At 71.2% G+C, this 11,290-nt stretch carries 7 protein-coding genes; all 7 read right to left on the bottom strand.

The features are described from left to right. Positions 1 to 1,573, bottom strand: a 1,573-nt coding sequence (locus D1643_RS08035; RefSeq protein WP_160710128.1) for an ABC-F family ATP-binding cassette domain-containing protein, incomplete at its 3' end; no start/stop codon positions are given. 2 nt (positions 1,574 to 1,575) lie between these two features. Then, the gene (locus tag D1643_RS08030) at positions 1,576 to 2,940 is read right to left on the bottom strand and encodes a DHA2 family efflux MFS transporter permease subunit (RefSeq protein ID WP_160710127.1); all 1,365 of its coding nucleotides are present in this window, start codon (positions 2,938 to 2,940) and stop codon (positions 1,576 to 1,578) included. Continuing rightward, complete coding sequence (gene pth / locus D1643_RS08025) at positions 2,940 to 3,497, bottom strand: aminoacyl-tRNA hydrolase (protein ID WP_160710126.1); 558 nt, start codon at positions 3,495 to 3,497, stop codon at positions 2,940 to 2,942. Before pth ends, D1643_RS08030 begins: the two co-directional genes overlap by 1 nt. A 39-nt stretch (positions 3,498 to 3,536) precedes the next feature. Beyond that, positions 3,537 to 4,508 (bottom strand): ribose-phosphate pyrophosphokinase, encoded by a 972-nt coding sequence (locus D1643_RS08020; protein WP_160710125.1) that lies wholly within the window; start codon positions 4,506 to 4,508, stop codon positions 3,537 to 3,539. A 326-nt stretch (positions 4,509 to 4,834) separates the two neighbouring features. Next, positions 4,835 to 6,199: a bifunctional UDP-N-acetylglucosamine diphosphorylase/glucosamine-1-phosphate N-acetyltransferase GlmU gene (gene glmU, locus D1643_RS08015; RefSeq protein WP_160710124.1), complete on the bottom strand. Its 1,365-nt coding sequence runs from the start codon at positions 6,197 to 6,199 to the stop codon at positions 4,835 to 4,837. A 1,302-nt stretch (positions 6,200 to 7,501) separates the two neighbouring features. Then, positions 7,502 to 10,231, bottom strand: a complete 2,730-nt coding sequence (locus D1643_RS08010; RefSeq protein ID WP_160710123.1) for a heavy metal translocating P-type ATPase — start codon at positions 10,229 to 10,231, stop codon at positions 7,502 to 7,504. Positions 10,232 to 10,242: 11 nt separating this feature from the next. Further along, on the bottom strand, positions 10,243 to 10,608 hold the full coding sequence (locus D1643_RS08005) for a metal-sensing transcriptional repressor (RefSeq protein WP_160710122.1): 366 nt from the start codon (positions 10,606 to 10,608) through the stop codon (positions 10,243 to 10,245). Between the last annotated feature and the right edge of the window lie 682 nt (positions 10,609 to 11,290).

The raw sequence follows: 11,290 nt of genomic DNA, 5'->3' as shown, positions 1-11,290 counted from the left end.
CGCCTCCGCGCCCGCTGGCGCCCGCCGCCGCGTCCGCCGCTCCCCCGCCGGCCGCGACGGCACGCTCGCGCGCGTCGACCAGGCGCAGGTACTCGTCCACGCCGCCGGGCAGGTGGCGCACCTTGCCGTCCACGATGGCGAACTGGTGGTCAGTCACGCGCTCCATGAGGTAGCGGTCGTGCGTGACCAGCAGCAGCGTGCCCGGCCAGCCGTCGAGCAGGTCCTCCACCGCGGCCAGCATGTCGGTGTCCAGGTCGTTGCCGGGCTCGTCGAGGATGAGCACGTTGGGCTCGTCGAGCAGGATGAGCATGAGCGCCAGCCGCCGCTTCTGGCCGCCGGACAGGTCGCATACCGGCTCGTTGAGGTCGGCCTTGGAAAACCCGAGGCGCTCGAGCAGCTGGGCGGGGGTGACCTCCTTGCCGTCAAGCATCGTGCGGCGCGAGTAGCGGCCGATCACCTGGCGCACGCGGTCGTCGCCCCACTTCGCCAGCTCGTCGAGGTGCTGCGAGAGCACGGCGAAGCGCACGGTCTGGCCGATCTTCACCCGGCCGGCCGTCAGCTCCTGCACCCCCTGGATCACCCGCAGAAGCGTCGTCTTGCCCGCGCCGTTAGCGCCGACGATGCCGTAGCGGTCACCCGGCCCGATGATCCAGTCCACGTGGTCGAGCACCGGCGCGGCATCGCCGAAGCGCACCGTGGCGCCCTCCAAGTCGACCACCTGCTTGCCCAGGCGCGCCATGGCCATGCGGCGCAGCTCAAGGGGATTGCGCAGCTCGGGCACGTCCGCGATGAGCGCCTGGGCGGCGGCTACGTGGAACTTGGGCTTGGTGGCCCGGGCGCGCGCCCCGCGCGAGAGCCACGCCAGCTCGCGGCGCAGCTGGTTGCGGCGCTTCTGCTCGGCCAAGTCGGCCAGCCGGTCGCGCTCGACGCGCTGCATGATGTAGGCCGAGAACCCGCCCTCGAACGGGTCGATGACGCGGTCGTGCACCTCCCACATGGCGGTGCACACCTCGTCGAGGAACCAGCGGTCGTGAGTGACCACCAGCAGCGCCCCCTGGCCGGGGCGCCAGCGCTCGCGCAGGTGCGCGGCCAGCCACGTGATGGCGCGGATGTCCAGGTGGTTGGTGGGCTCGTCGAGCATGAGCACGTCCCAGTCGCCCACGAGCAGCCGCGCCAGGTCCACGCGGCGCCGCTGCCCGCCGGAGAGCGTGCCCACCAGCCCGTCCCACGGGATGTCGCCGAGCAGCCCGGCGATGATGTCGCGCACCCGTGGATCGGCGGCCCACTCGTACTCCGGCGCATCCCCCACCACGGCGCGCTGCACGCTGTCAGCATCGACGAGGGCGTCAGCCTGGCCGAGCACGCCCACCGACACGCCGCGCGTGCGGATGACGCGCCCCTCGTCGGGCTCCACCATCCCCGCGAGCAGGCGCAGCAGCGTCGACTTGCCGTCGCCGTTGCGGCCCACCACGCCGATGCGCGCGCCCTCGTCCACGCCGAGCGACACGCCCTCGAACACCGTCTTGGTGGGGAACTCCACCCGCGCGCGCTCGCAGCCCAGCAGAAACGCCATGGCTACCGCACCCTCAGGGCCGTGACCGCCAGCACGCCCACGGCCAGCGCGGCGGACAGGCCGAAGGCCAGCTGGTAGCCGACTGCGGCCGCCACGCCCAGCGAGGGCGCCGCAGTGACGAGGAACACCATGGCCGCGGTGCCGAGCGAGGCGCACGCCTGGCGCGCGGTGGCGAAGAACGCGCTGCCGTCCATCACGACCTCACGCGGCAGCTTGGAGAGGCCCCATGACGCGAACGGCCCGATGAGCGAGCTCACGCCGATGCCGCGCACCGTCTGCATGAGCGTCATGAGCCACAGCGGCGTGCCGGCGTCCATGAACGCCATGGCCAGCGACCCCGCGGCCAGCAGCACGGCGGCCGCCATCGTCACGCGGCGCACGCCCACGCGGTCGGAGAGGAACCCGGCCAGCGGGTTGAACAGAAGCGCCGCCACGGTGGCGGGGATGAACACGATGCCGGCCTCGAGCGCCGTGCCGCCCTGGAGGTTCTGGACGAACAGCGGCACGATGAGCGTGATGCCCATGAACGAGGCGAACAGCAGGTTCTGGGCGACGAAGCTCGCGCGGAAGCGACGCGAGTCGAAGATGCGCAGGTCGATGAGGGGGTCGTCCACGCGGCGCTGCCGGCGCACGAACAGCGCGAGGCACGCGGCGCCTACCGCGACGCTCGCCCACACCACCGGATGGGCCGCACCCAGGCTCGACGCCTCGGAGAACCCGAGCAGAAGGCCGCCGAAGCCCAGCGTGGACAGCACGAGCGAGGGCGCGTCCAGCCGCGCGTCGCGCGCCGGCGCCGGGGAGCGCGGCACAAGCAGCACCGTGGCCAGCACGAGCGCTGCCAGGATGCCGAGCAGGATGACGTAGAAGCTGCGCCACCCAAGCGAGTCCACGAGCGCGCCGCCGATGAGCGGCCCGATGTTGGGCGCGAAGCCCATGGCGATGCCGGCGATGCCCATGGCCGTGGCGTTCTGCCCTGCGGGAAAGCGGGTCATCGCGATGGACTGGAGCACCGGCAGCGTGATGCCCGCGGCCACGGCCTGCAGCACGCGACCACCCAGGAGCACCTCGAAGCACGGCGCCGCGCCCGACACCGCGGCGCCCACGACGAAGACGCCGAGCGCCGTCAGCACGAGCGCGCGCATCGGCATCCGCTGGGAGAGCCAGGTCACGGCCGGCACGGTCACGCCGAGCACGAGCATGTAGGCGGTGGTGAGCCACTGGCCCACGGCGGCGGTCACGCCGAAGTCGGCGTCGACGCCCTCGAGCATGGAGTTCATCACCGTCTGGGTGAGCGAGCCGAGCGCCGTGGCCAACACGACGATGGCGAACAGGGCGTGCACGTGCCCGCGATCGGAGAGGCGGATCATCAGTTGAACCTCTGCTGCGTCTTCTCCAGCCCGTTCTCCATCAGGAAGAGCACCGCCTGGGCGCCGCGATCCACCGCGTAGTCGAAGTCCTCCTTCGCCTCCTTCTTCGGAAGCGAGAGCACGTAGTCGGCCACGGGCATGCGCCCGGGCGGGCGGCCGATGCCCACGCGCAGGCGGAACCAGTCGCGCGTGCCCGTCTTGTCGCAGATGGAGCGCAGGCCGTTGTGACCCGCGTGCCCGCCGCCGAACTTGGCGCGCACGGTACCCGGGTCGATGTCAAGCTCGTCGTGGACGACGATGAGGTGCTCGCCGTCCACGCCGTAGGCGTTCATGAGCTGCTTGACCGGGCCGCCCGAGGTGTTCATGTAGCTCTGCGGCTTGGCCAGCACCACATCGTGGTCGCGCCAGGCGCCCTTGGCGGTCAGCGCGCCGCACTCCGTCTTCCAATAGCGCACGCCGATCTCATCGGCAATGGCATCCACCACGTCGAAGCCGGCGTTGTGCCGGGTGTGCGCGTACTCATCGCCCGGATTGCCCAGGCCCACGATCAGGTACATTCCTCGCCTTTTCTTCCCTTGTCCGCCCCTGCGCGACTGCTACAGCGCGAAGTCAGGGTCGAACAGGTCGCTGACCGAGCGGTTGGAGTAGACGTTGGCGATGGCGCGGGCAAAGAGCGGCGCCACGGAGATCACCTTGATCTTGCCCGTCTGGTACTCCACCGGCACGGGGATGGTGTCGCAGACCACCACTTCCTCCACGTCCAGGTTGGCCATGCGCTCGAGGCCCGGGCCGGAGAACACGGGGTGGGTGCAGCAGACGTAGATCTTCTCGGCGCCCTTGTTCTTGAGCGTCTCCACGGCGGCCACCACCGAGCCGCCCGTGTCGATCATGTCGTCGTTGAGGACGCAGATCTTGCCGTTGACGTCGCCGATGAGGGCCGTGATCTCGGCCTTGTTGTGGCCGGGACGCCCCTTGTGCATGATGGCCAGATCGGCCTCGAGCATGTCGGAGAGCTTCTTGGCCGCCTTGGCGCGCCCCACGTCGGGCGACACGACGCAAAGCTTGTCCTTGTCGAGGTTCTTCACCTTGAAGTAGTCGGCGAGGATGGGCAGGGCCGTGAGGTGATCCACCGGCATGTCGAAGAAGCCCTGGATCTGGCCCTGGTGCAAGTCGATGGACATGACGCGCGTGATGCCCGAGGTGGTGATGAGGTTGGCCACCAGCTTGGCGGTGATGGGCTCGCGGGCCGCCGCCTTGCGGTCCTGGCGCGCGTAGCCGTAGTGGGTGATGACCGCGGTGATGGTGCGGGCCGAGGCGCGCTTGGCGGCGTCGGCCATGATGAGCAGCTCCATGAGGGCGTCGTTGATGTGCTCGCCGGCCACCGACTGGATGAGGAACACGTCGGCGCCGCGGACGCTCTCCAGGTAGCGCGCGTAGATCTCGCCGTTCGAGAACTTCTCCAGCTTCACGTTGCCCAGGCTCACGCCCAGCTCGTTGGCGACCTTCTCCGCCAGCTCGGGGTTCACCGAGCCGGAGAACAACGCCAGGCTCTTCTGCATTTCGGTCATGAAGACGCTCCTTCAGGTAGGCCAGCCCCGCCGCGAGCGGGTTTTCCGTCGTCCGGCTATTGTAGCCCCGACGACCGCCGACGGCACCCCACAACGGGCAATCCGCGCGGGAAAGGCACGGCCCGCGGGGACGGGCGCGACGTGCGGGGCGTGCTGAGCGCGGGGGTGCGGGAGCAGAGCAGGCGTGGCATGCGGGGAGGAGCGCAGGGGGATGCGGGGTGCGGGGGTGCGGGGGGGGTGCTTCGCGCAAAAGACAGGCCCCCGGCCGGCGAGGCGACTGCCTCAACCGGCCGGGGGCCTGCGGCCATCGGGGAAAGAAGGAGGGGTTACTCCCCGTGATGGGCCTCGACCCAGCCGGGCTTCTCAACCTGGCGGGCGCGGCCCAGCCCGAGCGCCCCGGCGGACACGTCCTCGGTGATGACCGAGCCGGCGCCGATGACGGCCCCCTCGCCGATGGCGACCGGCGCCACGAGCATGGTGCTCGATCCCACGAACACGTCATCGCCGATGACGGTTGCGTGCTTCTTGGCGCCATCGTAGTTGCAGGTGATGGTGCCGGCACCGAGGTTCACGCCCTCGCCGATGGTGGCGTCGCCCACGTACGACAGGTGCGGCACCTTCGACCCCTTCCCCACCGTGGACTTCTTGATCTCCACGTGGGTGCCGGCCTTGGCGCCCTCGCACAGATGCGCGCCGGGACGCAGGTAGGCACGCGGCCCGCAGGTGGCGCCGTCGTCGATGACGGCTTCGACGGCGACGGTCTCGTCGATGACGCAGCCGCGGCCGACGCGGGTGTCGGCGAGGCGCGTGTTGGGGCCGACGACGGAATCCTCGCCGATGGCCGTGGCGCCCATGAGCATGACGCCGGGCAGCAGCTCCACGTCGCGCTCGATGGTGACGTCCGGGCCGATCCACACGGTGTCGGGGTCGGTCATGGTGACGCCGGCAGCCAGGTGGGCGTCGTTGATGCGCCGCTGCATGGCCTTGGTGGCCTGGGCCAGCTGGGCGCGGGAGTTCACGCCGAGGCACTCCTCCGGGTCGGCAGCGCGCACGGCCACCACGGGCCGTCCGGCCGCACGGCTGATGGCGATGACGTCGGTGAGGTAGAACTCGCCCTGGGCGTTGTCGCTGCCCACCTGGGCGAGCGCGTCGAACAGCGCGAGCGCGTCGAAGCAGTAGAAGCCGGAGTTGCACTCGGTGAGGGCGGCCTCCTCGGCCGTGGCGTCCTTCTGCTCGACGATGCGCTCCACCTGGCCCGACGCATCGCGCACGATGCGTCCGTAGCCGAAGGGGTCGTCCATCTCCATGGTGAGCACCGCCACGGCCGCGCCGGCCTCCTCGCGGGCGCGGGCGAGCGCGGCGATGGTGTCGGCAGTGATGAGCGGGCAGTCGCCGGAGAGCACCGCCACCGAGCCGTCGAAGCCGGCGAGGGCGTCCTTGCAGGCCAGCACCGCATCGGCCGTGCCGCGCTGCTCGCGCTGGACCACCACCTCGGTGTCGGCCACCAGGGGCTCCACCTTCTCGCGGCCGTGGCCCACCACGGTGACCAGGCGGTCGGCGCCGGCGCCGCGGGCGGCCTCCACCACCCAGCGGACGAGCGGCCGGCCGAGCACCTCATGGGCGACCTTGGGCTTCTTCGACTTCATGCGCGTTCCCGCGCCGGCAGCGAGGATGATGGCAGCAGTTTCCATGGAACCTTCTCTCGTGGCGCGCCCCGAGGGCGCTTCGTGGCAGATCGCGGGAGCGGCGGGCGCCCGCATCGCAAGGCGGCCCCCACCGGCCGCGCTGCGAATGCCCGAAGTATAGCGCACCGTCATGGAGGCCTCGCGAGGCGCCCGACGAGCGCGAGGAGGACCTGCGGGTGCGGAGGGCGGGGAGGGGGCGGAGACGGGGGGTGCTGGGAGTGCTGGGGGCGAGCGGAATAGCAAAGGGAGCGACGCGAAGCGGCAGGAGGGACAAATGAGCGCAGATGGAGGCAGCGGGGCGGGCGCAGGGCAGGCGGAGCGCGCAGGGAGGCGAGGGGGGGGGCAAGCGCGGGCACGCGGGGCGGGAGAGGGGCCTCGGCCGCCGACCGGCCGCCGACCGACGGGCCGACGGGGCTCCTCCCGGATTCTGGCCAAAACCACCGCGCTTTACGCGCCCGGGCCGCCCGCGAGCGCCCTCCGGCCAATCGCGACCTGGGAAAACGCGCACCGGGGTGCACGGCGGGCGCCCGAACCAGCGTAAAGCGCATCGTTTTTGGCCAACTTCTCCGGATGGCCCGACAAACCCCTGCAGCCCAACAGGATGAGAACAATGGCAGAGCGGTGCGTGCGAGGGCCAGACGACAAGCAGGCAAAGTGGGCAGGCGGGCAAGAGAGGGCAGCGCACAAACCAGAGCTGAACGACACAGAACGAAGGGAGCCGAACGAGGAAGGGGTGAATACGGGGCAGGGCCAAGGAGGTCGGATGCGCGGAACAGGACGGGACCCTTGGCCGGCGCGCAAAAGAGATGACGGGGCGCACGGACGAAGCGCGAAGCGGCAGGAGGGACAAATGAGCGCAGATGGAGGCAGCGGGGTGGGCGCAGGGCAGGCGGAGCGCGCAGGGGGTGGGGCAGGTGCGGGCACGCGGGGAGGGAGAGGGGCCTCGGCCGCCGACCGGCCGCCGACCGACGGGCCGACGGGGCTCCTCCCGGATTCTGGCCAAAACCACCGCGCTTTACGCGCCCGGGCCGCCCGCGAGCGCCCTCCGGCCAATCGCGACCTGGGGAAACGCGCGCCGGGATGCGCCGCGAGCGCCCGAACCAGCGTAAAGCGCATCGTTTTTGGCCAACTTCTCCGGATGGCCCGACGGGACGGGCTCGGCGCGCCCAGCATCGCGGCAACGGTCGCCATGGAGCGCCCTGCCGACGCGCCGCGTCTCGGCACGAGGCGCCCGCCAACGCAATCCGCCCCAACGCCAGGAGCGCCCGCCGCCCATCGCCCGCCGCCCGCCGCGCAGCCCGCCCTCCCCTACTTGAACCGCTTGAGCAGCAGCGAGTTGCACACCACCGACACGCTCGAGAGGGCCATGGCCGCACCGGCGAGCGCGGGGGCCAGAATGCCCACGGCGGCCAGCGGGATCATGATGCAGTTGTAGATGAGCGCCCAGAACAGGTTCTGCTTGATCTTGCGCATGGTGGCGCGCGAGAGGCGCAGGGCGCACACCAGGTCGCTCAGGCGGTTGCGCATGAGCACCACCGAGCCGGCGTCGAGCGCCACGTCGGTGCCAGACGCCAGGGCCACGCCCACGTCGGCGGCGGCGAGCGCCGGGGCGTCGTTGATGCCGTCGCCCACGAAGGCCACCACCGCTCGCCTCTCCGCGCCTGCGGCCCTGCGGCCGTCAGCGGGGACTCGCCCGCCGGCAGCGCCCAGCTCCCCCACCTCCGCGGCGCCCTTCACGTCGCGCACGCAGTCGGCCTTCTCCAGGGGCTTCACGCCGGCGAACACGTGATCAGGCGCGATGCCCACCTCGCGGGCGATGGCGCGGGCCGTCGGCGCAGCATCGCCGGTGACCAGGTAGGAAGTCACGCCGTAGCCCTCGCGCAGCTCGCGCAGGGTGGAGGCCGCATCGGGCTTCGGCTCATCGCGGAACTGGATGCGGCCCTTCGGCACGCCGTCGACGACCACCGCCGACCCGGTCCCCTCGCCGCCTTCCGCCGGCCTCACGCCGATGAACACCTCGTGGCCCTCCACCACGCCGCGCACGCCCTCGCCGACCACGGCCTCGAAGGACTCCGCAGCCGGCAGCTCGGCCACGTTCGCGTAGGCCACCACGGCGCGGGCCAGGGGGTGCTCGCTTCTCGCCTCCAGCGCCGCGGCCAGGCGCAGGGCGTCGGCGGGCACATCGCAGGCCACCACCGTCGGCTCGCCCGCCGTGAGCGTGCCGGTCTTGTCGAACACCGCCGCCGAAAGGCCCCCCAGGGTCTCGAGCACCGTGCCGTCCTTGATGAGCACACCGAGCTGGGCGCCCTTCCCCATGCCTACCGTGAGCGCCGTGGGCGTGGCCAGGCCGAGCGCGCAGGGGCACGCCACGCAGATGACGGCAATGGCGGGCATGAGCGACTGGGTGAGCAGCCCCGTGGGGCCGTCGGCAGGCGGCACGAACAGGAACCACACGGCGAACGTGAGGGCCGCGATGAGCAGGATGGCCGGCACGAACACCGCGGCGATGCGATCGGCGATGCGCTGGATGGGCGCCTTGGTGCCCTGGGCGTCTTCCACCGCGCGCACGATACGGGCGAGCGTGGAGTCGGCGCCCACGCGCAGGGCGCGCACCGTCACCGATCCCGTGGTGTTCTGGGTACCGCCGGTCACGGCGTCGCCCGCGGCCTTCACCACCGGCAGCGTCTCGCCGGTGAGCATGGACTCGTCCACCTCGGTGGAGCCCTCGGTCACCACGCCGTCTACCGGCATCTTCTCGCCGGGGCGCACGAGCACCGTATCCCCCGCCACCACCTGGGCCAGCGGCACCTCGCGCTCCTCGCCGCCGCGCATCACGCGGGCCACAGGCGGCGTCAGATTCATCAGCGACTCGATGGCCTGGTTCGTGGCGCCCTTCGCGCGGCTTTCCAGCATCTTGCCTAAAAGCACGAAGGTGATGAGCATGGCGCAGGTCTCGAAATAGGGCATGCCGTCATTGATGACGAGTGCCTCATGGCTCGACCAGTCACCGCGCACCACAGGAAGAAACGTAATCCACAGCGAGAACAGGAACGCGATGGAGGTGCCCAGGGCCACGAGCACGTCCATGTTCGCCGAGCCGCCTTTAAGCGAGCCCCAGGCGCCCTGGTAGAAACGCGCGCCGCAGCAGAACTGCACGGGAATAGTCAGCGCCAGCAGCAGAAGGTTTGCCGCGAACATGGCCTGAACGTGCGTGGGGTCGGGCGCGAACACCCCCGCGAGTGCGGCGCCCACCCCCATGTGCCAACCGGGGATCATGCCGATGGCGACGATGGCCACGGTGAGCGCGGCCGCCACGGCGAACACCCCGCGGTCGCGCTTGGCGCGGGCCGCCTCGCGAGCGCGGCGCCTCTCGTCCACGAGCGGCGCGTCCTCGGGAATGAGCTCGGCGGTGAAGGCGAGGCTGTCGAACACGGCGAGCAGGTCGTCCACGCTGGCCTCGGCCGGGTCGAACACCACGCGCCCGGTGTTGTTGGCCAGGTTGACGGCCACGTCGATCACGCCGGGGGTCTTGCGGTAGTGGCTCTCGATGGAGGCGGCGCAGTTCGCGCAGTGCATGCCCTCGATGGCCAGGCGGATGGCGGCCTGGGCGGGCTCGTCGGCCGACCCGATGGCGTCCTCCCCTGCGTCCGGCGCGGCCGGCGAGCCTGCGGCAGCTGGCGCTGACGCGCCCGCGGGGGTCGCAGGCACGCCCGATGCCGCCGTATCCGGGTTCGCGGCCTCCGTCATCGTGGCCTCCGCCGCCTTCACCTCCTTCTCAGCCGCGTCGGCGGCGATCTCCGTCGCGAAGGGATGGGGACCCTCGACGGGCATGACGGCCACCTTGAAGGTGGTGTCGTCAAGGGCGTGCAGCAGGTCGTCTCGGGTCGCTCGATCCGGATCGTAGGTCACCTCGGCTATCTGGGCAGCCAGGTCTACCGCCACCGCCGACACACCGGGCAGCTCCTCGTAGTGCCGCGTCACATTCGCCACGCACTTCTCGCAGTGCATGACGGCCACGGCCAAGCGCTGGGTCTTCATGGGCGTCTCCCCTACTTCGAGAAGCGCCGCATGAGCGCCATCACTTCGTCGACCACCTCATCGTTGCCCGCGCGGATCTCCTCCACCACGCATGTGCGCATATGCTCGGCCAGGAGCATCTCCGACACCCGGCGCACCGCCGACTCGGCCGCGGCCAGCTGGGTGAGCACCTCGCCGCAGTAGCGGTTGTCCTCCACCATGGCCTTCACGCCGTTGAGCTGGCCGATGGCGCGGTTCAGGCGTTTCTGCACGTCAAGCTGCAACTCTGCGCTGCGCGGCGTGGCCTTGTGCCGGCACGCGCATCCCTCATCCGCCGCGGCGGCACCGGGGCCGCCTTCGGCTATGGCGGCTGGCGCCGCGTCCTTCTCGACTTCCATGGAACCTCCCTCTCGCTTCTGGGGATATACCCCCTTAGGGTATTTTCGCTCCATTTTATACCCCTGGGGGGTATTGTCAAGAAAGCGGAGAACCGTCGTGGAGATGTTTCACGTGAAACATTCGTACGCATGGCGAAGCCGGCCGACACCCCGCGCTGGCCGGCGCCCACACGCACTCTCACGCGTCCGGAGTGCCGAAGGCCCCCGGAGCGCCGGGCGTCCGGGCCCCAAAACCAGTCTCGCGCCCGCCCCCCCCTCGCGACCGCTGGCGCGCCCAGGCGCCGACTCTCGCCCGTCCCGCGCGTGCCCTCGCGCGCCCCACGCCTGCATGTACCACGCCCCCGCGCGGCGCCACGCGCCCCGTGACCCTGCTGCGCCCCGCTTTCGCACCCCGCCGGGTTCTCGCCGCCCCATCGCCTGTCGACCCCCGCCTCCCCACCACTCCCACCTCAGCTCACCATCGCACTACGCCACTCCCGCTGCGCCCTCACGCTAGCACAATGTTTCACGTGAAACATTCGTACGTATGGCGAAGCCGGCCGGCGCCCGCACGCACCCTCGCGCGCCCGGAGCGTCGAAGGCCCCCGGAGCGCCGGGCGTTCGGGCCCAAAACCAGTCTCGCGCCCGCCCCCCCCTCGCGACCGCTGGCGCGCCCAGGCGCCGACTCTCGCCCGTCCCGCGC

This window comes from Enterorhabdus sp. P55 (assembly GCF_009911695.1).
Classification (GTDB): domain Bacteria; phylum Actinomycetota; class Coriobacteriia; order Coriobacteriales; family Eggerthellaceae; genus Enterorhabdus.
Note: the sequence above shows the minus strand (reverse complement) of the source record. Positions and strands in the feature narration are given on the sequence as shown.